This is a genomic window from Cellulomonas cellasea, from assembly GCF_030372105.1.
Classification (GTDB): Bacteria; Actinomycetota; Actinomycetes; order Actinomycetales; family Cellulomonadaceae; genus Cellulomonas_A; species Cellulomonas_A cellasea_A.
In genome coordinates this window covers 110781-134369 of sequence record NZ_JAUDBQ010000002.1, presented here as the reverse complement: position 1 = coordinate 134369, position 23589 = coordinate 110781, and the positions used below count along the sequence as shown (strand labels likewise).

At 72.8% G+C, this 23589-nt stretch carries 18 protein-coding genes; 7 read left to right on the top strand and 11 right to left on the bottom strand.

The annotated features are described in order from the left end of the window. Positions 1 to 5: 5 nt before the first annotated feature. Together QUV83_RS02535 and QUV83_RS02530 are read right to left on the bottom strand one after the other, a co-directional pair. Positions 6 to 1064, bottom strand: a complete 1059-nt coding sequence (locus tag QUV83_RS02535; protein ID WP_289562343.1) for a mechanosensitive ion channel family protein — start codon at positions 1062 to 1064, stop codon at positions 6 to 8. Continuing rightward, positions 1061 to 3319, bottom strand: a complete 2259-nt coding sequence (locus tag QUV83_RS02530; RefSeq protein WP_289562341.1) for a prolyl oligopeptidase family serine peptidase — start codon at positions 3317 to 3319, stop codon at positions 1061 to 1063. The genes QUV83_RS02535 and QUV83_RS02530 overlap by 4 nt, the downstream gene beginning before the upstream one ends. A gap of 157 nt (positions 3320 to 3476) precedes the next feature. Here QUV83_RS02530 and malQ point away from each other — a divergent pair, with 157 nt between their 5' ends. After that, a complete protein-coding gene (gene malQ / locus QUV83_RS02525) occupies positions 3477 to 5636 on the top strand; it encodes a 4-alpha-glucanotransferase (RefSeq protein WP_289562338.1) in 2160 nt (719 codons plus the stop codon). 85 nt (positions 5637 to 5721) lie between these two features. Here the strand turns inward: malQ and pepN are convergent, their stop codons facing one another. After that, positions 5722 to 8343, bottom strand: coding sequence for an aminopeptidase N (pepN, locus tag QUV83_RS02520; protein ID WP_289562337.1), 2622 nt, complete (start codon positions 8341 to 8343; stop codon positions 5722 to 5724). Between the two features lie 225 nt (positions 8344 to 8568). Here pepN and QUV83_RS02515 point away from each other — a divergent pair, with 225 nt between their 5' ends. The 3 genes from QUV83_RS02515 (at position 8569) to QUV83_RS02505 (ending at position 10834) form a co-directional block, all read left to right on the top strand. Continuing rightward, positions 8569 to 9438 (top strand): AraC family transcriptional regulator, encoded by an 870-nt coding sequence (locus QUV83_RS02515; protein ID WP_289562335.1) that lies wholly within the window; start codon positions 8569 to 8571, stop codon positions 9436 to 9438. A 167-nt stretch (positions 9439 to 9605) separates the two neighbouring features. Continuing rightward, positions 9606 to 10190, top strand: a complete 585-nt coding sequence (locus tag QUV83_RS02510) for a mycothiol-dependent nitroreductase Rv2466c family protein (RefSeq protein WP_289562762.1) — start codon at positions 9606 to 9608, stop codon at positions 10188 to 10190. 113 nt (positions 10191 to 10303) lie between these two features. Next, a complete protein-coding gene (locus QUV83_RS02505; protein WP_289562333.1) occupies positions 10304 to 10834 on the top strand; it encodes a hypothetical protein in 531 nt (176 codons plus the stop codon). A 72-nt stretch (positions 10835 to 10906) separates the two neighbouring features. Here QUV83_RS02505 and QUV83_RS02500 read toward each other — a convergent pair whose 3' ends face one another. Beyond that, positions 10907 to 12898 carry a M13 family metallopeptidase gene (locus QUV83_RS02500; protein ID WP_289562332.1) on the bottom strand — a complete coding sequence of 664 codons (1992 nt, stop codon included), beginning with the start codon at positions 12896 to 12898 and terminating at the stop codon, positions 10907 to 10909. Positions 12899 to 12940: 42 nt separating this feature from the next. Between QUV83_RS02500 and QUV83_RS02495 the strand changes: the two genes are divergently transcribed. After that, positions 12941 to 13399 carry a ribose-5-phosphate isomerase gene (locus tag QUV83_RS02495; protein WP_289562330.1) on the top strand — a complete coding sequence of 153 codons (459 nt, stop codon included), beginning with the start codon at positions 12941 to 12943 and terminating at the stop codon, positions 13397 to 13399. Positions 13400 to 13505: 106 nt separating this feature from the next. Here QUV83_RS02495 and QUV83_RS02490 read toward each other — a convergent pair whose 3' ends face one another. After that, entirely contained in the window at positions 13506 to 14780 is a 1275-nt protein-coding gene (locus QUV83_RS02490) for a GNAT family N-acetyltransferase (protein WP_289562328.1), read from the bottom strand. 91 nt (positions 14781 to 14871) lie between these two features. Here QUV83_RS02490 and QUV83_RS02485 point away from each other — a divergent pair, with 91 nt between their 5' ends. Next, complete coding sequence (locus tag QUV83_RS02485; RefSeq protein ID WP_289562326.1) at positions 14872 to 15969, top strand: PP2C family protein-serine/threonine phosphatase; 1098 nt, start codon at positions 14872 to 14874, stop codon at positions 15967 to 15969. A 46-nt stretch (positions 15970 to 16015) separates the two neighbouring features. After that, positions 16016 to 16351: an MGMT family protein gene (locus tag QUV83_RS02480; protein ID WP_289562324.1), complete on the top strand. Its 336-nt coding sequence runs from the start codon at positions 16016 to 16018 to the stop codon at positions 16349 to 16351. Between the two features lie 12 nt (positions 16352 to 16363). Here QUV83_RS02480 and QUV83_RS02475 read toward each other — a convergent pair whose 3' ends face one another. From QUV83_RS02475 to QUV83_RS02450, 6 genes are all read right to left on the bottom strand, one after another. Further along, positions 16364 to 16852, bottom strand: a complete 489-nt coding sequence (locus QUV83_RS02475; protein WP_289562322.1) for a CoA-binding protein — start codon at positions 16850 to 16852, stop codon at positions 16364 to 16366. Continuing rightward, the gene (locus QUV83_RS02470; RefSeq protein ID WP_289562321.1) at positions 16849 to 18219 is read right to left on the bottom strand and encodes an O-acetylhomoserine aminocarboxypropyltransferase/cysteine synthase family protein; all 1371 of its coding nucleotides are present in this window, start codon (positions 18217 to 18219) and stop codon (positions 16849 to 16851) included. Before QUV83_RS02470 ends, QUV83_RS02475 begins: the two co-directional genes overlap by 4 nt. Continuing rightward, the gene (gene sfnG, locus QUV83_RS02465) at positions 18216 to 19352 is read right to left on the bottom strand and encodes a dimethylsulfone monooxygenase SfnG (RefSeq protein WP_289562319.1); all 1137 of its coding nucleotides are present in this window, start codon (positions 19350 to 19352) and stop codon (positions 18216 to 18218) included. Before sfnG ends, QUV83_RS02470 begins: the two co-directional genes overlap by 4 nt. 66 nt (positions 19353 to 19418) lie before the next feature. After that, complete coding sequence (gene acs / locus QUV83_RS02460; RefSeq protein WP_436231866.1) at positions 19419 to 21503, bottom strand: acetate--CoA ligase; 2085 nt, start codon at positions 21501 to 21503, stop codon at positions 19419 to 19421. Further along, positions 21500 to 22420, bottom strand: coding sequence for an ABC transporter permease (locus tag QUV83_RS02455; protein WP_289562318.1), 921 nt, complete (start codon positions 22418 to 22420; stop codon positions 21500 to 21502). The genes acs and QUV83_RS02455 overlap by 4 nt, the downstream gene beginning before the upstream one ends. Positions 22421 to 22519: 99 nt before the next feature. After that, positions 22520 to 23572 carry an aliphatic sulfonate ABC transporter substrate-binding protein gene (locus QUV83_RS02450; RefSeq protein WP_066581857.1) on the bottom strand — a complete coding sequence of 351 codons (1053 nt, stop codon included), beginning with the start codon at positions 23570 to 23572 and terminating at the stop codon, positions 22520 to 22522. Between the last annotated feature and the right edge of the window lie 17 nt (positions 23573 to 23589).

Here is a 23589-nt window from a genome sequence, read left to right as displayed (position 1 = left end):
GTGTCCTATGCGGCAGGGCTATCAGGAGGAGTCGGCGACGCGCTCGCCGACTCCTCCTGGTGTCGGGCGAGGAGGTCGCGCTGGCCGCCCAGCGGGATCCCCGCGTCCTCGAGCCTGCGGCGCACCTCCTGGCGCAGGTGGCGTGCCACCTCCCACTGCATGGCCGGGCTCGTCTTGACGGAGACCTGCAGCGTCACAGCCTCCGCGCTGAGGTCCTCCAGCCCGGTCACCTCCGCCTGGTCGCGCAGGTAGGTCCCGACCACCGGGTCGGCGGCGACCTGGGCCGCTGCCGCCTGGAGCAGGCCGCGCACCTGGTCGACGTCGGCGAAGTAGTCCACCTTCACCTCGACGACCGCGCGTGACCATTCCTGCGTGTGGTTGCCCACTCGCGTGAGCGTGCCGTTGGGCACGTACCAGAGCGTGCCGTCCGCGTCCCGCAGCTTGGTGACCCGCAGCGCCACCGCTTCGATAGTGCCGGTGGCGGGCCCCAGGTCGACGACGTCCCCGACGCCGTACTGGTCCTCGAGCAGGATGAAGATCCCGGCGAGGAAGTCCTTCACGACGCTCTGCGCGCCGATGCCGAGCGCGACGCCGACGACGCCGATCGACGCGAGGAACGGGCCGAGGTCGACGCCCATCTGGCCGAGGACCAGCAGCAGCATGAGCGATCCGACGACGATGGTGGCCGCCGAGTGCAGCACGGACCCGATGGTGCGGGCGCGCTGGGCGCGGCGGGCCTTCGCGAGCGGGTTCGCCCGGGCGAGCACGGCGCCCATCTCGCTCTCGCCGAGGGGGCGCAGCACACCGCGCTGGTAGAACGGCGTGCCCTCGGCGAGGTGCTCGGTCACCGACCGGATGAACCGCCGGAGCAGCATCAGCGTGATGGCGCCGACGACCAGGATGATGGCGATGCGCAGCGGGGCGCCGAGGAGCCACTTGGCGAAGTCGCTCAGGCCCTCGCCGATCTGCTCTCCCGCCTCGGACAGCGGGGACGCGCTCGGATCGGCAGAGGGCGTCGCGAGCAGGTGGGAGCGCTGCAGGGCAGCCAGGGTGGCCGACGTCATGCGGCCCCCCGGTCCCCGGCGCCCCCGCGCGCCGTCAGCCCGGTGCGGTCGGCGACGAACTGGAGCTGCTCGACGGTGAGCGCCACGGTGCGCGACAGCGCGCGGCCGCCGTGGCCCACGCCGGTCTCGCGCCGCACCAGCACCGGGCGGGACTCCGGGTCCCCGCTGGTGGCGGCCTGCAGCGCCGCCGCGAGCTTGCGGGCGTGCAGCGGGTCGACGCGGGTGTCGCCGTCGAAGACGGTGAACAGCGTCGCGGGGTACTCCGTGCCCTCCACGACACGGTGGTACGGCGAGTACCCGAGCAGCCAGTCCAGCTCATGCGGCACGTCGGCGTCGCCGTACTCGTCGGTCCAGGAGACGCCGAGCCCGTGGAGCTGGTAGCGCACCATGTCCAGCAGCGGCGCGGAGCACACCACGGCGGCGAACAGGTCCGGGCGCTGGGTGAGCGCGGCGCCCACCAGCAGGCCGCCGTTGGACCCGCCCCAGCACGCGAGCTGCTGAGGGGTGGTCCAGCCGTCCGCGACGAGCTGCTCGGCGATCGCGTGGAAGTCGTCGAACACGTTCTGCTTCGCGCCCCGGCGGCCACCGCGGTGCCACTCCTCGCCCTCCTCGCCGCCGCCACGGAGCTGGGCCACGACGTAGACGCCGCCGGCCTCCACCCAGGCGAGCGTCGAGGTGGAGTACGCGGGGTCCAGGGAGATCTGGAACCCGCCGTAGCCGTAGAGGATTGTCGGGCTCTCGGCCAGGGGCCGGCCGTCGGCGTCGAGGGCGTCGGCGCGGGCCACCACTATCGCGCGGACTGTCGTGCCGTCCTTGCTGGTGGCCTCGAGCTGCTGGACCCGCACCTCGGGGACGTCCGCCAGGGCGCCCGGGGGCGCGGCCCACACGGTCAGGTCGCCGGTGGCCGCGTCGAGGCGGTGGACGGTGGAGACGGTGGTGTGGTCGGTGTAGGAGAACCACACGTCCCGGCCGCCCTCGGGGCGGGTGACCAGGCCGCTCACCGATCCCATGCCGGGCAGCGCGACGTGGCCCGCCGGGCCCTCGAGCTGCTCGCCGGTGTGCGGGTCGTGCACGGTGATCTCGCTGACCGTGTGCCGGCGGCGGCTGACCAGCAGCTGCTCGGGGCGGGTCCCCTCGGGGCCGGCGGCGTCGCCCGCGTCGACGAACGCGACGCCCTCGAGCACCGCGACCGCGTCCTCGGGGACGAGGGTGCGCCAATGCGGCACGCCCGGGTCGCTGGGGTCGGCCACCGCGAGGCGCCCGCGCGGCGCGTCGAGGTCGGTGTGCAGGTACAGCCGGCCGTCGCGGCCCACCCAGGCGTGGGTGTCCGCGTCCAGGCCCACGGCCACGTCGACCAGGCGCGGCGACGCGAGGGCCTCCGGGCTGCGCGGGTCGAGGCCGCCTGCCGTGAGGTCCGCGATCCACACGTCGGTGCGCGGCGCGGTGCCCGCCGACGCCGAGATGATCAGCCAGCGCCCGTCGCGGGTGAGCGAGACGCCGTAGTAGTTGGTCATGTCCAGCCCGGCGCCGAAGACCTCCACGTCCTCGCTGGCGTCGGTCCCCACCCGGTGCAGCCACACCCGGCGGTGGTACTGGCGCTCATCCTCCGGGAGCTGCTCCGGCGGCAGGCGCCGCACGTAGAAGAAGTGCTCGCCGCCCGGGACCCAGGCCACGGGGGAGTAGCGCGCGCGGTCGATAGGCCCGTCGACGAGCTCGCCCGTCGCGACGTCGAGGATGTGCAGCACGCTCTCCTCGGTGCCGCCCGACGAGACCTGGTAGGCGACGAGGTCGCCCTCCTTGCTGGGCTGCCACGCGTCGAGGGTGGTGGTCCCGGCCGGGTCGAGGGCCACGGGGTCGATGAGCACGCGCTCGCGCTCCTGGCCGGGCGACTGCGGGTCGGGCTCGGCGACCATCACGACGGCGTGCTCCTGGGCGCCCTCGCGGCGCATGAAGAAGCGCCGCTCCCCGCGCCATGCGGGGGCACCGACGAAGCCGGCGCCCAGCAGCTCCTGCAGGCGGGCGGTGAGCGCCTCGGAGGACCACCCGTCAGCCCCGGCCGCCAGTCGCTCGCGGTAGGCGGCGTACAGGTCGTCCTGCGCGGCGGACCACGCGGTGGTCTCGTCGGAGTCGGCGTCCTCGAGCCAGCGGTACGGGTCCGCGACCCGGCGTCCGTGCAGGTCGTCGACGCGGTCCTCGCGGCGGGCTGGCGGGTAGGTCAGGCTCGGGGCTGCGGGGGGCGCGTGCTCGGGCTTCATGGACCGGAGCCTACGACTCGGCGCTGAGGGATCCGGGGCCCTGGCGGACGCGTCGCGGCGGCCGCGCGGCCCGGTGGGGCGCTTTCGCCCATGATCACGCGGCGGTGTCTCCGCCCTGCTCACGCGCGAAATCGCCATGCTCTGGCAGGATCGACGCGTGAGCGATGAGACCGAGGCGCCAGACGAGTCGCTGCTGCGCCTCGGCGCGGCCCACGGCATCCTCCCCGACTACTGGGGGCACGACGGGACGCTGCACCAGGTCTCCGCCGCGACGCTCGTCGACGTGCTGGCCGCCATGGGCGTCGACGCGTCCTCCCCGGAGCGCATCGAGCTCGCGATCGCCCACGTCGAGGACATGCCGTGGCGCAGGACGCTCCCTCCCGTGATCGTGCTCCGACAGGGCCGCCACGCGCACGTCCCGGTGCACGTCAAACACGGGGACCCGGTGCAGGCCTGGCTCGAGCTGGACCCCGAGTCCGGCGGCGGGCGGCGCGAGGTCACCCAGGCCGACGTCGTCATCGACCCCCGCACCGTCGACGGGCGGCTGATCGGGCGCGCCACCTTCACGCTGCCCACCGACCTCCCGCTCGGCTGGCATGAGCTGCACGCGAGCGGCCCCAGCGCCGACGCGCGGTGCGCCGTGGTCGTCACCCCGGAACGGCTCGAGCTGCCTGAGCCGCTGCGCGAGGGCCGGGCCTGGGGGTTCATGACGCAGCTCTACTCGGTGCGCTCACGCGCCTCCTGGGGCATCGGCGACCTGGCCGACCTCGCCGAGATCGCGTGGCTGTCGGCGCGCACCTGCGGCGCGGACTTCCTGCTGGTCAACCCGCTGCACGCCGCCGAGCCCGTCGACCCGATGACGCCCTCGCCGTACCTGCCCACCAGCCGCAGGTTCGTGAACCCCCTGTACATCCGCGTCGAGGACGTGCGCGAGACGGCCTACCTCTCCGCCGCCGACCGCGCGCTCGTCGAGTGGTCGGCGGAGCCCGCGATCGCCCTGGACACCGACACGGGGCCCATCGACCGGGACACCGCGTGGAACGCCAAGCGGGCCGCGCTCGAGGTGGTCCACGCGGCGCCGCGATCCGCAGCCCGGCAGGCCGAGCTCGACGAGTACCGCGAGCTGGAGGGGCAGGGGCTCGAGGACTTCGGGTTGTGGTGCGCCCTCGCCGAGCGGTACGCGGGCCGCGACTGGCCGGCCGCCGCGCGCGACGCCTCCTCCGAGCTCGTGGCCCGGGCCCGCGTCGAGCTGCGCGACCGCATCGACTTCTACACCTGGCTGCAGTGGGTCGCCGACCAGCAGCTCGGCGCCGCGCACCGGTCCGCGCTCGAGGGCGGCATGACGATCGGGATCATGCACGACCTGGCCGTCGGCGTGCACCCCGAGGGCGCCGACGTGTGGGCGCTCGCGGACGTGCTCGCGCGGGGGGCGACTGTCGGGGCGCCTCCGGACATGTACAACCAGCGCGGGCAGAACTGGTCGCAGCCGCCGTGGCTGCCCGACGAGCTGGCCCGCGCCGCCTACAAGCCCTACCGGGACATGCTCCGCTCCGTGCTGCGGCATGCGGGGGCCCTGCGCGTGGACCACATCATCGGCCTGTTCCGGCTGTGGTGGATCCCCGCCGGCGCCGAGCCGTCCCAGGGCGCCTACGTCCGCTATGACCATGAGGCGCTGATCGGCATTCTCGCGCTCGAGGCGCACCGCGCCGGGGCGGTGGTGATCGGCGAGGACCTGGGCGTGTTCGAGCCGTGGGTGCGCGACTACCTGACCGAGCGCGGCATCCTCGGCACGTCGATCCTGTGGTTCGAGAAGGACCATGACGGGAAGCCGCTGGCCCCGGAGCTCTACCGGCGCCTGGCGCTCGCCACCGTGACCACGCACGACCTGCCGCCGACGGCCGGGTACCTCGCCGACGAGCACGTCCTGCTGCGGGACCGGCTCGGGCTGCTCGACGAGCCCGTCGAAGTGGTGCGCCAGGCCGCGCGCGCCGAGCGGGAGGCGATGCTCGTGGTGCTGCGCGAGCGCGGGCTCGTGGGCGCCGACCCCTCGGAGCGCGAGGTCGTCGAGGCGCTGCACCGGCTCATCGTGCAGACGCCCGCGGTGCTCCTCGGGGTGTCCCTGGCCGACGCGGTGGGGGAGCGGCGCACCCAGAACCAGCCGGGCACGGACCGCGAGTACCCGAACTGGAAGGTCCCGCTGGCCGACGGCGCCGGGCAGCTCGTGCTCGTCGAGGACCTCTTCCACCACGCCCGGCTGCGCTCGCTCGTCGCGGCGCTCGACGTGAGCCTGCGGCCGCAACAGCCCGACCAGGCCTGATCCCAGGGTGAGCCTGATCCCCGTGTGAGCAGCACTGAGCCCGGCGCCGTTCTCCACGGCGCCGGGCTCGGTCACTGCTGGCCGGTCACGCCCGGCTGCGGTCCGCCTCCTGCGCGACGACCGCCCGGCGCACGCCGTCCCGCGCCTCGACCACGAGCCGGCGCAGGGCCGCGGGGGCGTCCAGGTGCTCCTCCAGCCACACGTCCGTGGTGGCCAGCACGTCGACGCGCGGGTCCCCGGCCAGGTCGGTGGGGTAGAGCCCGACGACGACGTTCTGCGCCATCTCGCTGGTGCGCGACTCCCAGACGCCCTCGATCGCCGCGAAGTACGGCTTGACGTAGGGGAGCAGCAGCCCGAGGTTGTGCACGCGCCCGAATCCGCTGATGGTGGCGGTCTGCACGGCGTTCGGCAGCTCGTCGCCCTCGACCACGGCAGCCCACGCGGCGGCCTTGGCCTCGGGGGTGGGGATCGCGGCACGGGCGGCCGCGGCGGCCCGCTGCCCGGTGGCCGTGGGGTCGGCGGCGAGCTGCGCGTCGATCTGCGCGCCGCCCGCGCGGCCGCCGGCGACCAGCGAGGTCAACAGTTCCCAGCGCAGGTCGGTGTCGATGCTCAGGCCCGCCAGGCTCCGCGACCCGTCCAGCAGCGCGGCGACAGCGTCGAGCTGCGCGGCGGTGCTGGCACGGCCGGCGAAGGCCTTGACGAGCTGGAGCTGGGTGTCGGAGCCCGCCGGCGCCGCCTCGGCGAGCTCGAGCAGGCGGTCCCCAACGGCCACATCGGTGGCCTCGCGGTGCTCCGGCGCCACGTACAGGTCGACGGCGGTGCTGAGCTGGCGCAGCAGCACCTGCACCACCGAGGAGTCCGACTCGTGCGCGATGTTGCTCAGCACCAGGTCCACGAAGTCGCGGGCCGGGGTCTCGCCGTCGCGGGTCGCGTCCCATGCCGCCGTCCACACCAGCGTGCGGGGCAGCGAGTCCGTGAAGCCGCTCAGGTGGGCGACAGCCGTGGCGAAGGACTGGTCGTCGAGCCGGACCTTGGCGTACGCGAGGTCGTCGTCGTTGACCAGCACCAGGTCGGGGCGCCGGACGCCGACGAGCGCGGGCACCTCGGTGCGCGGGCCGTCGACGTCGAGCACGACATGCTGGGTCCGCACGAGACGCGAGGACCCGTCGGCGTCGGTCACGACGTCATAGCCGCCGATGCCCAGGCGGTGCGGGCGCTGCACCGGGTGCTCGGCGGGGACCTCCTGGAGCACGGCGAACGAGGTGATCGTCTCCGTGCCGTCAGGCGCGGTCTCGGTGGCGATCTCGGGGCGCAGCAGCGTCACGCCGGACTGCTCGAGCCACAGCGTGGACCAGGCGCTCAGGTCGCGGCCGCTGGTGGCCTCCAACTCGGTGAGTAGGTCGCTGAGCTCGGTGTTGCCCCACGAGTGCTTCGCGAAGTAGGCGCGCACGCCGGCGAAGAACTCCTCGCGGCCCACCCAGGCGACGAGCTGCTTGAGCACGCTCGCGCCCTTGGCGTAGGTGATGCCGTCGAAGTTCACCTCGACGTCGGCCAGGTCCCGCATGTCGGCGACGATCGGGTGCGTCGAGGGGAGCTGGTCCTGGCGGTACGCCCAGTTCTTCTCCAGCGAGGAGAACGTCGTCCACGAGCTGGTCCACTGGGTCGCCTCGGCGGCGGCCAGCGTGGACGCGAACTCGGCGAACGACTCGTTGAGCCAGAGGTCGTCCCACCAGCGCATCGTCACGAGGTCGCCGAACCACATGTGCGCGAGCTCGTGCAGGATCGTCACCGCGCGGCGCTCGACGGTCGCCTCAGGCACCTTGGAGCGGAAGACGTAGTTCTCCAGGAACGTGACGGCCCCGGCGTTCTCCATGGCGCCCGCGTTGAACTCGGGCACGAAGAGCTGGTCGTACTTCGCGAACGGGTACGGCACGTCGAACGCCTGCTCGTAGAACGCGAAGCCCGCGCGCGTGATGTCGAGGATGTTCTCGGTGTCCAGGTGCGGCGCGAGCGAGGAGCGGCAGTACACGCCGAGCGGGATGACGCGGCCGTCGCTGCTGGTCAGCTCGCCGTGCTCGGAGTAGTACGGGCCGGCGACGACAGCCGTGATGTAGCTGGAGATCCGCGGCGTCGTCTCGAAGGTCCACGTCGCCGTGCCCTGGTCGCGGCCGCCGTTGAGGTTCCGCCCGCCCTCGACGGGCACGGGCTCGCCCACGGCGGGGGAGTTCGACACCACGACCCAGTGCGCCGGGGCCGTCACCCGGAAGGTGAACGCGGCCTTCAGGTCGGGCTGCTCGAACACGGCGAACACCCGCCGGGAGTCCGCGACCTCGAACTGGGAGTACAGGTAGACCTCGTCGTCCACCGGGTCGACGAAGCGGTGCAGCCCCTCGCCGGTGTTCATGTACGCGGCGTCCGCGACGACCACCAGCTCGTTCTGGTCGGCGAGGCCGTCGAGCTGGATCCGGGAGTCGGCGAAGACCTCCGCCGGGTCCAGGCTCTGCCCGTTCAACACGACCTCGCGCACGCGGGGCGCGATCAGGTCGACGAACGTGCTGGCGCCCGGGGTCGCGATGAACCGGATCGCGGTGCGTGAGGCGAAGGTGTCGGGTCCGGTCGTGAGGTCGAGGTCGACGTCATACGACTCGACGGACACGACGGCCGCGCGGGCGCGTGCCTCGTCGCGGGTCAGGTTCTCAGCGGGCACGCGGGGTCTCCTTCGACGGGGGTGGGTCGGGCTCGTGGCCGAGCCGATCATTTCACGACGCTCGAACCGATGACCCCTCCCGTGGGCGCCACGCTGCCGCACAGTCACTCGTATCGGGCCCGGGCCTTCGGTGAGCCGCAGTGACGCCGCCCTGATCGCAACGGACCGCGATGATCGGGTTCTGCCGCATGCGGGACGCCAGAGTCGTCAGCGGAAGGGAGCACCGTGATCGCCTGGCTCAACCGGCTCGTGGACCTCGTGGAGGAGAGCCTCACCGAGGACCTCGACGTCGTCCGTCTCGCCGCCAAGCTCGGCACCACCGAGCACCATCTGCGTCGCATGTTCTCCGCACTGGCCGGGATGCCGCTGTCGGAGTACGTGCGTCGCAGGCGGATGACTGTCGCCGCGGCCGAGGTCGTCACCGGGTCCGGAGACCTGCTGCGCATCGCCGTGCGTTACGGCTACGGCTCGGCAGAGGCCTTCGGCCGGGCGTTCGAGTCCGTGCACGGCCTCAGCCCAGGCCGGGCCCGGCGTGACGGTGGCCCCTTCCGCGCCCAGCCACGCCTCAGGTTCCGCCTCACCGTCGAAGGAGCATGTCCGATGGGCGTCCGCATCGTCTCCCGCCCCGCCTTCCGCCTCGCAGGGCACGCCACACGCGTCCCGCTCGTGCACCACGGCGCCAACCCCGCCATCCAGCAGCACGTCACGTCTTTGGCCCCGCAGGAGCATGTGCGCCTGAAGGGCCTGGGGGACGCCGAGTCGCGTGGGCTGCTCGCCGTGAGCGCCGACATCGACCCGGACCGCCGGGAGGGCACGGAGTTGACGTACCTGCACGGCGTGGCCGTCACGGACGGGGCACAGGTTCCCGACGACCTTGATGTCCTCCCCGTGGCGGCTGGCTCGTGGGCAGTCTTCCGCGCGGCAGGCCCCTACCCGGACGCGCTGCAGGACGTGTGGGCTGCCACCGCGACCGAGTGGTTCCCGTCGAACCCGTGGCGGTTGCGCCCCGGTCCCGAGCTGGTCGCGGTGATCGACCGCGCCGACGACTTCAGCACCGCCACCGTCGAGCTCTGGCTGCCGGTGGAGGGCAGTTGAGGCCGATCTAGGCCCCCAGTGGAATGCGCACAGGCCGGCCAGGGTTGGGGCCAGTGACCCACGACGACGAGGAGACACCTGTGCCTGAGCTGCCGCAGACGCCACCATCGGCCATCCCCACCGGCTCTTCCCCCACCGCCCCGGGACAGAGCCGCGGGCGTATCGACATGTGGTTCGACCCGGCGTGCCCGTGGGCGTGGATGACCTCCCGCTGGGTCGAGGAGGTGGAGAAGGTCCGGGACGTGGACGTCCGCTGGCATGTGATGAGCCTGGCCGTGCTCAACGAGGGCCGCGACCTGCCCGAGGAGTACCGGCGGATGCTGGACGAGGCGTGGGGCCCGGCGCGGGTCATCACGGCCGCCGCCCATCTGCACGGCGAGAAGCACATCAAGGCGCTGTACGACGCGATGGGCGCACGTCGGCACCCCGGCGGGCGCAGCGACACCGCCGCGATCATCGCGGAGTCGCTGGCCGAGGTCGGGCTCCCGCCGGAGCTCGCCGACGTGGCCGGCTCGGACGAGTGGGACGCCCAGCTGCGCGCGTCCCACGAGCAGGCCATCGCGCTGGTCGGCGACGAGGTGGGCACCCCGGTGGTGGCGTTCAACGGCACGGCGTTCTTCGGCCCCGTCCTGACGCCCATCCCGCGCGGCGAGGACGCCGGGCGGCTGTTCGACGGGCTCGCGCTGATCACGAGCGTGCCCGGGTTCTACGAGCTCAAGCGCAGCCGCACCGAGGGCCCACGCTTCGACTGACGCCCGGCGGCTCAGAGGCGCGCGGAACGGCTGGTCGCGCCCCCGCCGCTGTGTGATGCTGTCTGCCGCGCAGGCGCCGGACGGCGCCGCGGGACGTGAGGGGTGTGCATCACATGGCCGACACCGGCATGAGGCTGAGCACGGGGATGAAGGTCTTCCTCGGCATCGACGTGATCCTCGTGGCGACGTTCCTCGTCTTGCTGGTGGTCGGGCTCGGGGGCTCCGATGACGAGAAGCCGCAGGCCAACGAGTCGGCGAGCTCTGTGGGACAGGTGGCGCCGGAGCCGAGCGCGGACGCCGTCGAGGCGGACCCGGTGTCGTTCACGCTGCCGAGCGGCAACATCGCCTGCGACATGACTGTCGACGGCGTGACCTGCTCGATCGCCAGCGCCGGCTTCGCGCCGACGGCGGAGTGCTCCGACGCGCAGGAGCAGGTCTTCGTGGTGGACGCGACCGGGGTCAGCGAGCCGTGCGCCGAGTCGCCCGACAGGTCCGCGGCGAACGCCGGCGCCGAGTTGGAGTACGGCAGCGTGGAGATGGTCGGCGCGTACACGTGCACCAGCGCCACCGACGGTGTGACGTGCGTCGGCGAGTCCGGCGAGGGTTTCCGCCTGGCCCGGTCGGCCTTCGTCAAGGTCCCCTGACCGCAGGCGGCACCAGATGAGTAGAGGGCCCCAGCCAAGCGGCGGGGCCCTCTACTCATCTCGTGCGCGCGGTCACCAGATCCGCACGCGCTCCTCGGGCGCCAGGTACAGCGCGTCCTCGGGCTGGACGTCGAACGCCTCGTAGAACTCGTCCACGTTGCGCACCACGCCGTTGGTGCGGAACTCGTCGGGGGAGTGCGGGTCCGTCGCGAGGCGGCGGATGAGCTCCTCGTCGCGGTACTTGCCCTGCCAGGTCTGCGCGAAGCTGAGCATGACCCGCTGCACGCCCGTGAGCCCGTCGATCACGGGCGCCTCGTCGAGCGGGCGGCCCAGCGCGATGCGGTAGGCCTTCAGCGCGATCGACAGGCCGCCCAGGTCGCCGATGTTCTCGCCGATGGTCAGCTCGCCGTTCACGTGGTGCGACCCGTCGAGCTGCCGGGGGGAGTACGCCGAGTACTGGTCGACCAACGCCTTGGTGCGCTTGTCGAACTCCGCGCGGTCCTCCTCGGTCCACCAGTCCTCGAGCCGGCCGTCGCCGTCGTACTTCGAGCCCTGGTCGTCGAAGCCGTGGCCGATCTCGTGGCCGATCACGGCGCCGATGCCGCCGTAGTTCACGGCGTCGTCGGCCTCCGCGTCGAAGAACGGGGGCTGCAGGATCGCCGCGGGGAAGACGATCTCGTTCATCCCGGGGTTGTAGTAGGCGTTGACCGTCTGCGGGGTCATGAACCACTCGTCGCGGTCGATCGGCTTGCCGATCTTGTTCAGCTCGCGGTCCTGCTCGAAGGCCGACGCGCGGCGCACGTTGCCGACCAGGTCGTCGGGCCGCACCTCCAGCGCCGAGTAGTCGCGCCACTTCACCGGGTAGCCGATCTTCGGGGTGAAGGAGTCGAGCTTGGCCAGCGCCTTGGCCCGCGTCTCCTCGCTCATCCAGTCGAGGGCGCTGATGGACTCGCGGTACGCCTCGACGAGGTGCGCGACGAGCTCGTTCATCCGCTCCTTGTGGGACGGCGGGAAGTGCCGCTCGACGTACACCTCGCCGACGGCCTCGCCGAGCACGCCCTGCACCAGGCTGACTCCGCGCTTCCACCGGTCCCGCAGCTCCTGGGCGCCGGTGAGGGTGCGGCCGTAGAAGTCGAAGTTCGCCTGCACGATCTCGCGGGTGAGGTACGGCGCCCGCGAGCTGACCGCGTGGTACGCCATCCACGCCTTCCAGTCCTCGATCGGCAGCTCGGACCACAGCGTCGCGAAGGCCTGCGCGTACGACGGCTCCTGCATGACCAGGTCGTCCAGCGAGGCCTCGGGGGCGCCGAGCGCCCGGGCCCACGCGGCCCAGTCGAAGCCGGGCGCCTGCTCGGCGAGCTGGGCGAGCGTCATCGGGTTGTACGTGAGCTCGGCGTCGCGGTCGCGTACCACATCCCAGTGCCCCTGCGCGAGGCGCGTCTCGAGGGACACCACGCGCCCGGCGAGCTCGTCCGCCTGCTCCTGGTCGGCCGCGACGCCGCCGAGCAGCAGCATGCGCGCGACATGCGGGCGGTAAGCGGTGAGCACCGTCGCGTACTGCGCGTCGCGGTAGTACGACTCGTCGGGCAGCCCCAAGCCGGACTGGGCGAGGTACACGATGTAGCGCGTCGGGTCCTTGGCGTCGTTGTCGACCCAGAAGCCCACGGCGCCCGCGGCGCCCGTGCGCTGCAGCACGCCGAGCGCCTCGGTGAGCGCGGCCTGGTCGCCGGCCTGCTCGATGAGCTCGAGGTCGGGGCGCAGCGGCTGCGTGCCGGCGGCCTCCACCGCGTCCTCGTCCATGAAGCTGGCGTACAGCGCGCCGATCTTGGACTGGATGTCCTCGGGCGCCTGCGCCCCGTCGGCGGCCTGCTGCGCGGCGTCGGTGATGATGTCCCGCACCTGCTCCTCGGCGCGGTCGTGCAGCGCGCGGAACGCGCCGTCCGAGGCCCGGTCGGCGGGGATCTGGTGTGAGGCGAGCCACCGCCCGTTGACGTGTCCGAAGAGGTCGTCCTGCGGCCGGGCCGCAGGGTCGAGGGCGGTGAGGTCGATTCCGCTGTGGGTCATAGGTGCAGGCTAGAACACCTCGAACTGAGGCAGGATGTTCATATGCGCATTCACGTTGCCACAGACCACGCCGGCTACGAGCTCAAGGCCGCGCTCGTCGACCACCTCCAGGCCGCAGGACACGACGTCGTGGACCACGGCGCCTTCGAGTACGACGCGCTGGACGCCTACCCGCCGTTCTGCTTCGCCGCGGGCGAGGCCGTCGCCGCCGAGCCGGGGAGCCTGGGCATCGTGCTGGGCGGCTCGGGCAACGGCGAGCAGATCGCCGCGAACAAGGTGCCGGGCATCCGCGCGGCGCTCGCGTGGAAGCCGGAGATCGCCCAGCTCGCCCGCGCGCACAACGACGCGAACGTCGTGGCGCTCGGCGCGCGGCAGCACACCATCGACGAGGCGCTGGCCATCGTCGACGCCTTCATCGCCGAGCCGTTCAGCGGCGACGTCCGCCACTCGCGGCGCATCGAGATGATCTCCGCCTACGTGGAGGCGCACAGCCGCGGCTGACGCGTCCCAGGTCCGGACACGCCACGGGGCGCCCCAGGGGTCGGTCGACCACCCGGGGCGCCCCGTGGCGCGTCGCGGCTGAAACGCTGCGGCGAGAACGCGGCGGCTAGAACATCCAGGAGCACACCGGCGCCAGCGGCCACGCGAACGCGGTGCTGGTCGCGTGCAGGCTCCCCGCGCGGCGCTCCTCGACAAGCCCGGCATGGCCGGCAGCCGCCAGCGAGCGCCCGCCCAGGTAGGCCGCGCCGAGCTCCCGGACGTCCAGCGCCACATCGGCGTCGTCCTCGGTGCGCGTCACCCGCACGTCATAGGCGGCGTCCGCGCCGACCGGGCCGGTGGCCAGCCGCCAACGCCCGGCGTTCGCGGGCAGCCGCGCGTCGGTGACCTCCAGCACCACGTCGAGCGGCCCGGAGTAGCGGCGCGCGGTGAGCGCGGCGGGGAGGTCGACCAGCCGCACCCACACGTTGTCGGTGATCTTCGCGGTGGCGAGGCGCGGGTCGACGAGGATCTCCCGGATGCGGTCGTCGACCGGCAGCGGGCCGCTCTGCACCGACGCGGTGAGGTCCATGTCGAGGAGGAACGACCACAGCCGATGCGCCGCGGCGGCGTCGACGGCCGCCGACTCCCGCACCAGCACCTTCGTCTTGGCGACGTTGTCGGCCCATTCCTCCTTGCGGCGCAGCAGCGCATACGCGCGGGGCTCGCCGTCGGGGCCGTGCACGGTCGCGATCCTCAGCGGCTCACCGCCCTGCCGCCACGCCGGCGGGTCGGCCAGCGCGCTGGCCCGCAGCGCGTCGGTGCTCCGGCCGATCCATCCCGGGCGACCCACGCCGGCCGCGGCATGGACCTGCTCGACGAGCCCGCCATGCGCCGCGGCGTCGAGCTTCGCGAAGCGCAGCGTCAGGTCGGATGAGCCGGGCACGTCACGCAGCGCGACACCGCGCGGGATCGTCACTCGAAGGTCGTCGGCCGCCGAGCCGTAGCCGAAGCGCCCGTAGATGGCGGACTCCGCCGCGTACAGCGCCGAGACGGGCTCGCCGCGCTCCTCGCAGTGCGCGAAGTGGTCCGCGATCATCGCCGAGAGCAGGCCCTGGCGCCGCTGGTCCGGGCGGGTGCCGACCCAGGTCAGCCCCGCGCATTCGACGGGCTGGGCGCCGGGCACCGGCAGCGTGAAGGCGTAGGACGCGTGGACGGCCGCCAGGCTGCCGTCGGGGGCCTCGACGGCGGAGGTGCGATCCCACTCCAGGTAGTCGGGGACTTGCGCGACGGTCTCGGGGTCGGGCTCGTAGCCGAATGCGAGGTGGTCGACCTCACGGAATTCGACGCTGCGGCTGTGAGGGACACGGATCAGGCGGTAACCGTCGGGAAGCGCGGGGGTCATCCCGCCATAGTGTCGCGTCTCACGTTGCCGAGCCAACAGTTTTCGCTGGTCAGCGCGGCGTCGTCTCAGGCGGGGCAGTTACTCTCGGCGCGTGGGCACAGGCAGGTTCGAGGAGTTGCGCGCGCGCGTGCCGTCGCCCGCCGGGTGGCTCCGCCGCGGCCTGCCGATGTCGCAGAAGGCGCTGACGTGGGGGCTCGTGCTCCTGACGGTGGTGGCCTCCGCCGCGATCGTCGCGCCCTGGGACTGGGCGCCGGTGTCGGTGCTCATCTTGGTGCAGCTCCTCGGGGCGTTCCTGCTGCGGCTGCGCGGCATGGTGGTGCTCTGCGCCGTCATCGTCGTCGAGACCCTGGCCATGGCGATCGGCCGGAACGGGTCGTTCAGCCCCGGCGAGATGCTCGTGCAGGGCATCTCCGTGGTCGCGCTGCTGGCCTTCGCCTTCCAGCGTGAGCGCCTGGGCCTGCAGGGCGCGCCGGGCGGGCTGATGCTCGTCGACCTGCGCGACAGGCTCGCCGCGCATGGGCGCATCCCACGGCTGCCGCACTCCTGGCGGGTGGACAGCGCGCTGCGGGCCGCCAACGCCGAGGCGTTCTCCGGCGACTTCATCGTGGCCAGCACCGCCAAAGACGAGACGCTGCTCGAGATCGCCGTGGTGGACGTGTCCGGCAAGGGCCAGGCCGCCGGCGTGCGGTCGCTGCTGCTCTCCGGGGCCTTCGGCGGCCTGCTGGGCGCCATGCCACCCGAGGAGTTCCTGCCCGCCGCGAACGACTACCTGCTCGCGCAGGACTGGGACGAGGGGTTCGCCACGGCGATCCACCTCACCGTCGACCTGCGCACCGGCGAGTTCTGGGTCGCCTCCGCCGGGCACCCGCCAGCCGTCCAGCTCCATGCGGGCTCCGGTCGGCTCGAGATCGTCAACAGCATCGGGGCGCCGGCGCTCGGCATCGTGCGCGACCTCCGCTGTGCGCCCGTGACGGGCAGGCTCGCGCCCGGCGACGCGCTCATGCTGTACACCGACGGCCTGATCGAGGCGCCAGGGCATGACGTGTCGATGGGGATCGACCGTCTGATGGGCGCCGCCGAGCGGCTCGTCGCCACGAGGCGCGGCGGCGCCGAGGCGGTGCTCGACGGGGTGCGCACCGGCGAGGGGGACGACCGGGCCCTCGTGCTGGTGCACCGCGACCCACTCTGATGTGCTCAACCCACCTGACCTGACCCGCCCAGCGAGGGAGGCCCGCATGGACGAGGAGTACACCGAGGCGGTGCTCGACCTGGTCGAGCTCATCCCCCCGGGCAGGGTCATGACGTACGGCACGGTGGCTGAGGCCGTGTCCGAGCTCTTCGTCTCCGAGGGCGGCACACCGCGCGGCGGACCCCGCCAGGTCGGCACAGTGCTGGCCCGCGCCGGTGGGGACGTGCCCTGGTGGCGGGTGGTCAACGCGAGCGGACGCCCGCACTCGCCGGGGCGCGCCCTGCCCCGGTACGCGCAAGAGGAGACGCCGCTCACCGCCGATGGCGAGCGCGTCGCGCTGCGGCGGGCCGTCTGGTTCCCCGACGACCCGCCGAGCGCGTAGATCGCGCCAGGCTCAGCCGAGCGAGCGCCGCGAGCTGATCACACCGGTGTCGAAGCCGGCGAGGTGCAGCCCGCCGTGGAACCGCGCGTGCTCGATCTTGAGGCAGCGGTCCATGACGACCCGCAGTCCGGCCTCCTCGCCGTCGCGGGCGACCTCCTCGTGCCAGGACCCGAGCTGCAGCCACAGCGCCTTCGCGCCCACGGCGACAGTCTCCTCGAGGACCGTGGGCAGGTCGTCGTGGCGGCGGAAGACGTCCACCAGGTCCGGGACGACGGGCAGTGCCGCGAGCGACGGGTACACCGGCCGGCCGAGGATCTCGGTGGCGCGCGGGTTGACGAAGTACACCTCGAACGGCGAGCTCGAGAGCAGGTACGTCGCCACGAAGTAGCTCGCGCGGGACGGGTTGTTCGAGGCCCCGACAATGGCCACCGATCGCGTCCCGCGCAGCAGCGAGAGGCGCTCGGGGGCGCTGGGGCCGGTCCAGGTGCGGTCGGCGGTCATCGGGCCACCTCCACGACATCCCCGGAGGCGGACTCGGCTGCTGGCACGGGCGCGGGCTCGGCGACGGGCTCGATCGCGGCCGCCAGGGCCTGGTCCAGGTCCCAGAGGATGTCCTCGACGTCCTCCAGTCCGACGCTGATCCGCACCAGGTCCTCGGGGACGCCCGCGGTGAGCAGCTGCTCGGGGCTGAGCTGCTGGTGCGTCGTGGACGCCGGGTGGATCACCAGGGTGCGCGAGTCGCCGACGTTCGCGAGGTGGCTCGCGAGCTGGAGCGACTCGATGAACCTGCGTCCCACGTCGCGTCCGGTGCGGTCGGCCGTGGCCGCCAGGCGGAACGCGAACACCGCGCCCGGGCCGGCGGGCAGGTAGCGCAGGGCCCGCTCATAGTGCGGGTGGCTGGGCAGCCCGGCCCATGCGACGGAGGCGACACGGTCGTCCGCCTCGAGCCACTCGGCCACAGCGCGCGCGTTCGCCAGGTGGGCGTCGAGGCGCTGGGGGAGCGTCTCCACGCCCTGCAGCAGCTGGAATGCCGACTGCGGGGACAGCGCCGGGCCGATGTCCCGGAGCTGCTCGCTGCGCAGCTTGGTGAGGAACCCGTACTCGCCGAAGTTCTCCCACCAGCTCACGCCGCCGTAGGACGGCACAGGCTCGGTCATCTGCGGGAACTTGCCGTTGCCCCAGTTGAACCGGCCCGACTCGACGACCACGCCGCCCAGGGTGGTGCCGTGGCCGCCCAGGAACTTGGTGGCGGAGTGGATGACGATGTCCGCGCCGTGCTCGATGGGCCGGATCAGGTACGGCGTCGACAGCGTGGCGTCCACCACCAGCGGGACGCCGGCGGCATGCGCCACCTCGGCGAGCCCTTCCAGGTCGGCGACCTCCCCGGACGGGTTGGCGACGACCTCGGTGTAGACGACCTTCGTCTCGGGGCGGATCGCCGCGGCGTAGTCCGCCGGGTCGGTGCCCGCGACGAACGTCGTCTCCACGCCGAACCGGCGCAGCGTCACGTCGAGCTGGGTGACGGTGCCGCCGTAGAGCTGCGCGGACGCGACCACATGGTCGCCGGCGCCCACGAGCGCGGCGAACGTGATGAACTCCGCCGCCATGCCCGAGGCGGTGGCCACCGCGCCGATGCCGCCCTCGAGCGACGCGATCCGCTCCTCGAGGGCCGCGACGGTGGGGTTGCCGATGCGGGAGTAGATGTTCCCGTACTTCTGCAGCGCGAACAGGTTCGCGGCGTCGTCCGTGTCCTGGAAGACGAACGAGGTCGTCTGATAGATGGGGACGGCGCGCGCGCCAGTGGCGGCGTCGGGGATCCCCCCTGCGTGCAGGGCCCGCGTGCGGAATCCCCAGCGTCGGTCGGTCATGCGACTCGTGCCTCCTCGGCTTCGATCTCTCGGACGAGCGGCAGCACGGCACGGCCGAACTGCTCGATCTCCTCCTGGAAGTGCAGGTAGCCCAGCAGGAACAGGTCCACGCCGCGCCTCTTGTACTCGACCATGCGCTCCGCGACCTGCTCCGGCGTGCCGATGAGCTGAGTGCGGAAACCGTCGTTGTACTGGATCAGGTCCTCGAACGTCGAGTCGGCCCACATGCCCTTGCCGTCGCGCGTGGCCTTCCCGGCCTGCGTCACGGCGTCGCGGAAGCCCTCGACGGCCGGCTTGTTGGCCTTCGCGACGATCTCCCGGAGGACCTCGCGGGCCTCCTTCTCGGAGTCGCGCACGATCATGAAGCCGTTCAGCCCGAACCGCACGTCGCGCCCGGCGGCCTCGGCATGCGCCGAGACCTCGTGGTGCTGCTCGGCGAAGCCGTCGAAGTCCTTGCCATTCGAGAAGTACCAGTCGGCGTGCCGCCCGGCGGTGGCGCGCGCGGCGGTGGAGTTGCCGCCGAAGAAGATCTCCGGGTGCGGGCGGCCCGGGACGTCGACGGGCGCGGGCTGCAGCGTGAAGTCGTGGATGCGGTAGAAGTCGCCGAGCAGCTCGAAGTCCTGCTCGGTCCACAGCCCGCGGAGCACCTGGATGAACTCGGCGGTGCGGCGGTACCGCTCGTCGTGGTCGAGCCACGGCTCGCCGAAGTTCGTGAACTCCTGCTTGAGCCACCCGGACACCACATTGACGGCGGCCCGCCCGCCCGAGAGGTGGTCGGCGGTGATGATGAACTTCGCCAGCACGCCCGGGTGCCACAGGCCGGGGTGCACGGCGGCGATGACCTTGAGCCGCTCGGTGGCCAGCAGCAGCGCGAGGGAGAAGCTCGTCGACTCATGCTGCTGCGCCGCGCCGTAGCTGGCCGCGTAGCGCACCTGCGAGAGCGCGTACTCGAAGCCGTTCGCCTCGGCCGTGCGCGCCAGGTCGCGGTTGTACTGGTAGCCCCAGTCGGTGCGCTGCTCGATGTCGCTGACCACCAGGCCGCCCGAGACGTTCGGGACCCAGTACGCGAACTTCAGGTCGTCGGGAGCGCTGTCGGCCGTGGTCGCGTGGGCGGTGCGTGCGTCGGTGCTCATCGGGTCCCCCTGCTGTTGATGGCGCGGTGTGGCGGGCGGTGGTGGTGGTGCGTTGGCGTGGTGGGCTCAGGCGCGTGATCCTGGGCGGGTCGCGAGCAGCTCGGCGATGTCGTCGACGGCCCAGGGGTTCTGCAGCGACGTCACGTCGCCGAGCGGGTCCCCGTCGAGGAGCTGGGCCAGCAGGCGGCGCATGATCTTGCCCGAACGGGTCTTGGGCAGGTCGGGGACGAGTAGCACGTCGCGGGGCTTGGTCACCGGCCCGATGGCCCGCCCGACATGGGCGCGCAGGTCCTCGCGCAGCGCGGCCGTGGCGGCGTGCCAAGCGGCCGTGTCCACCGTGCCGTCCGCATGGCGCGCGGGCGCCTGCGTCGGGATGACGAAGGCCGCGACGGCCTGGCCGGTCACCGCGTCGCGGACACCGGCGACGCCCGCCTCGCCCACCGCTGGGTGCGCGACGAGGGCCGACTCGATCTCGATGGTGGACAGCCGGTGGCCGGAGACGTTGACCACGTCGTCGATGCGGCCGAGCAGCCAGATGTCGCCGTCCGCGTCCCACGACGCGCCGTCACCCGCCAGGAAGTACCCCTGGCCGTCGACGCCCCGCCCGGCGAAGCGGCGCCAGTACGCGTCGAGGTAACGCTGCTCGTCACCCCAGACCGTGCGCGCCATGCCGGGCCACGGGCGGTCGACGACCAAGTAGCCGCCCGAGCCGAACGGCACCGGCTCGCCCTGGTCGTCCACCACCTTCGCGGAGATGCCCGGCAGCGGGCGGGTCGCCGAGCCCGGCTTGAGGGTTGTCGAGCCGGGCAGCGGCGCGATCATCGCCGCGCCCGTCTCGGACTGCCACCAGGTGTCGACGATCGGCGCGCGGCCACCGCCGACCTGCTCGTGGAACCACACCCACGCCTCGGGGTTGATGGCCTCGCCGACGGTGCCGAGCAGGCGGATGCTCGACAGGTCGTACGTGCCCGGCAGGCCGTCCGGGAACCACGTCATGAGCGTGCGCAGCAGCGTGGGGGCCGTGTAGTACGTCGTGACGCCGTAGCGCTCGATGACCTCGAGGTGGCGCTCGCGGTGCGGGGTGTCGGGCGTGCCCTCGTAGATGACCTGCGTGAGCCCGTTGGCCAGTGGGCCGTAGATCTCGTAGGTGTGCGCGGTGACCCAGGCCAGGTCGGCGGTGCACCAGTGCACGTCGTCGGGCTTGGCGTCGAAGTGCGCCCAGTGCGCCCAGGCGGCGTGCGTGAGGTAGCCGCCGGTGGTGTGCACCAGGCCCTTCGGCTTCCCGGTGGTGCCCGAGGTGTAGATGATGAACAGCGGGGTCTCGGAGTCGAAGGACTCGGCCTCGTGCACGTCCGGCACGGCGGCGATGGCGTCGTGCCACCACACGTCCCGGCCCGGCGTCCACGCGACGTCCTGGCCGGTGCGGCGCACCACGAGCACGTGCTCCACGTGGTCGATGCCCTCGACCGCGGCGTCGGCGGCGGACTTCACCTCGATGGCCTGGCCGCGGCGGAACTGCCCGTCGCTGGTGACCAGCACCTTGGCGCCGGTGTCCTGCACACGGAACCGGACGGCCTCCGCGGAGAACCCGCCGAAGACCAGCGAGTGCACCGCGCCGATCCGGGCGATGGCCAGGGTCACGACCACCGTCTCGGCGATGACGGGCAGGTAGACGACCACCCGGTCGCCCTTGCCGACGCCGAGCGCGGTCAGCGCGTGCGCGGCCTGCGCGACCTCGCGCTGGAGCTGGGCGTAGGTGATGGAGCGGCGGTCGCCCCGCTCGCCCTCGACGTGCAATGCGACCTTGTCGCCGCGCCCAGCGTCGACGTGCCGGTCCACGCAGTTCACGGCCGCGTTGAGCCGCCCGCCCACGAACCACTGCGCCTGCGGCACTGTCAGCTCGTCGGGCTCGCCGTTGGGGACGGGAACCGCGGGGGACCAGGTGTGCGCGGTGTGCCAGGGGGTGTCCCACTGCAGCCGGCGCGCGGCGTCCTCCCAGAAGGCGATCGGGTCGGCGGCGGCCGCGGCCAGGAGCCGGGCGTGCTCGGCCGGGCCGATGTTGGCCTGCGCGGCGAACTCGGCGGGCGCCGGGAAGGCGCGGTCCTCGATCTGCAGCGCGGAGATCGTCGGGTTGCCCACGTCGGTGCTCACGCCCACCTCCGCAGCAGCGACTTCTCGGCCACGCCGATCAGCGAGTCGGTGAGCTTCCCGAGCACGGCGAGCAGCACGATCGCGAGGATCATCCGGTCGATGCGGCCGTTCTGGCCGGAGTCGAGCAGCAGGAAGCCCAGGCCCATCGAGGAGTTCAGCAACTCCGCGGCCACCAGGAACAGCCACGACTGCGCGAGGGCGAGCCGCAGCCCGGAGATGACTGTGGGCACCACGGCGGGGAGCTGGACGCGGGCGAGCAATCGCGCGCCGGTCAGCCCGTACGCGCGGCCGGCCTCGACCAGGTGCGGGTCCACATGCCGCAGCGCGCCAGCGACGGTCGTGTAGACCGGGAAGAACGAGCCGATCGCGATGAGGATGAGCTTGGAGTCCTCGTTGATGCCGACCCACAGCAGCAGCAGCGGCACCCAGGCGAGGGACGGGACGGCGCGCACCGCGCCGAGCGTCGGGGCCAGCAGCACGTCGCTGACCCGGGACAGCCCGACCAGCGCGCCCACGGCGAGCCCGAGCAGCGCGCCCACCGCGAAGCCGATGAGCACGCGCTGCGTCGAGATGGCCACGTACTGGCCGAGCAGCCCGCGCTCGGCCAGGTCGATCGCCGCCAGCCAGACCGACTCGGGCGTCGGGAGCTGGTACGTGGGCACCCGCCCGGTGGTGGTGACCCACTGCCACAGCGCCAGTAGGAGCGCGGGCAGCGCCAGGCCCGCCAGGGCTCGCACTGCCCGACGCTCGGTGAGGGCACGCGGTCGCCGGCCCGGGGGCGTGTCATCCGACCGGTGCGGGCCGGAGGGCTCACGGCCCGCGGTGTCGAACGGGTTGAACGCGCGCACGGCGGGCAGCGTCCGGCCGGCGTCGTCCGTGACCGGGCCGTAACCGGGGATCCCGACGGGGACGGACATGAGTGCTCCTGAGGTGTGCGTGGTGCGGTTCCGCCGCGGGGGAGGCGACGGTGGCGCCCCTGGCCCGGCCGCGCGGGCCGGGCCAGGGGCTGTGGTGCGTCAGCCCGTGACGTTCGCGGGGTCGGCCTTCTTCACGTACGTGTCGTCGAGCAGCTTCGCGAGGGCGTCGTCGATGAGCTGCTGGCTGGCGACATCGCCGGACTCGACGAAGATCGGGCCGACGATCTCGAGCACCTTGCGCTGCGCCTCGCCCGGGGCCGGGTCGACCGCGAGGTTGGTGCGCTCGGTGATCACCGTCTTCGCGACGGCCGGGTCGATGCCCGCGACCTCGGCGAGGATCGCGACGACCTCGTCGGGGTTCTCCTGGGCCCAGGCGCGCGCCTTCTCATAGGCGTCCACCACGAGCTGCGCCAGGTCGGGGCTCTTCTCCAGGAACGTCTCCGTGGCGTTGAGGAACCCGTAGGTGTTGAAGTCGATGTTCCGGTAGACGAGCTTCGAGCCCGCGGTGGCCTCGCTGGCCGCCATCAGCGGGTCCAGCCCGGACCACGCGGCGACGGCGCCCGACTCGAGCGCTGCCTTGCCGTCGGCGTGCTGCAGGTTCTGCACCTCGACCTCGTCGAGGCCGACGCCGGCCTCCTCGAGCGCCTGCAGCAGGAAGAAGTACGGGTCGGTGCCCTTGGTGGCGGCCACCGACTTGCCCTTGAGGTCGGCCACCGACGTGATGTCCGAGCCCTGCGGGACGACGATCGCGGCCCACTCCGGCTGCGAGTAGATGTCGATGGCGACGATCGGCGAGCCGTTCGAGCGGGCGAGCAGCGCGGCCGATCCGGCTGTGGAGCCCACGTCGATGGCGCCCGCGCGGAGCGCCTCGTTGGCCTTGTTCGAGCCTGCCGACTGCACCCAGTTGACCGTCACGTCGTCGCCGAGCGTGGCCTCGAGCCAGCCCTGGTCCTTGATGACCAGGCTCAGCGGGTTGTACGTCGCGAAGTCGAGCGTGAGCGTGTCGGCGCTCCAGCCCTCGGCGGCGACCTCGGTGGCGTCGGGCTCGGGGGCCTTGTCGGTGACGCCACCCTCTCCGCTCACGCACCCGCTGAGCAGCAGGGCGGCGGCGAGCGTCGTCGCTGTCAGCGACAGGGCGGTACGGATCTGCATGGTCTCTCCAGGGGAGG

What these genes read in the sequence shown, in the direction of transcription:
- QUV83_RS02535 (WP_289562343.1), bottom strand. Translation starts at nt 1,064, where the DNA reads ATGACGTCGGCCACCCTGGCTGCCCTGCAGCGCTCCCACCTGCTCGCG.
- QUV83_RS02530 (WP_289562341.1), bottom strand. Translation starts at nt 3,319, where the DNA reads ATGAAGCCCGAGCACGCGCCCCCCGCAGCCCCGAGCCTGACCTACCCG.
- QUV83_RS02510 (WP_289562762.1), top strand. Translation starts at nt 9,606, where the DNA reads ATGTGGTTCGACCCGGCGTGCCCGTGGGCGTGGATGACCTCCCGCTGG.
- QUV83_RS02505 (WP_289562333.1), top strand. Translation starts at nt 10,304, where the DNA reads ATGGCCGACACCGGCATGAGGCTGAGCACGGGGATGAAGGTCTTCCTC.
- QUV83_RS02500 (WP_289562332.1), bottom strand. Translation starts at nt 12,898, where the DNA reads ATGACCCACAGCGGAATCGACCTCACCGCCCTCGACCCTGCGGCCCGG.
- QUV83_RS02495 (WP_289562330.1), top strand. Translation starts at nt 12,941, where the DNA reads ATGCGCATTCACGTTGCCACAGACCACGCCGGCTACGAGCTCAAGGCC.
- QUV83_RS02490 (WP_289562328.1), bottom strand. Translation starts at nt 14,780, where the DNA reads ATGACCCCCGCGCTTCCCGACGGTTACCGCCTGATCCGTGTCCCTCAC.
- QUV83_RS02480 (WP_289562324.1), top strand. Translation starts at nt 16,016, where the DNA reads ATGGACGAGGAGTACACCGAGGCGGTGCTCGACCTGGTCGAGCTCATC.
- QUV83_RS02475 (WP_289562322.1), bottom strand. Translation starts at nt 16,852, where the DNA reads ATGACCGCCGACCGCACCTGGACCGGCCCCAGCGCCCCCGAGCGCCTC.
- QUV83_RS02470 (WP_289562321.1), bottom strand. Translation starts at nt 18,219, where the DNA reads ATGACCGACCGACGCTGGGGATTCCGCACGCGGGCCCTGCACGCAGGG.
- sfnG (WP_289562319.1), bottom strand. Translation starts at nt 19,352, where the DNA reads ATGAGCACCGACGCACGCACCGCCCACGCGACCACGGCCGACAGCGCT.
- QUV83_RS02455 (WP_289562318.1), bottom strand. Translation starts at nt 22,420, where the DNA reads ATGTCCGTCCCCGTCGGGATCCCCGGTTACGGCCCGGTCACGGACGAC.
- QUV83_RS02450 (WP_066581857.1), bottom strand. Translation starts at nt 23,572, where the DNA reads ATGCAGATCCGTACCGCCCTGTCGCTGACAGCGACGACGCTCGCCGCC.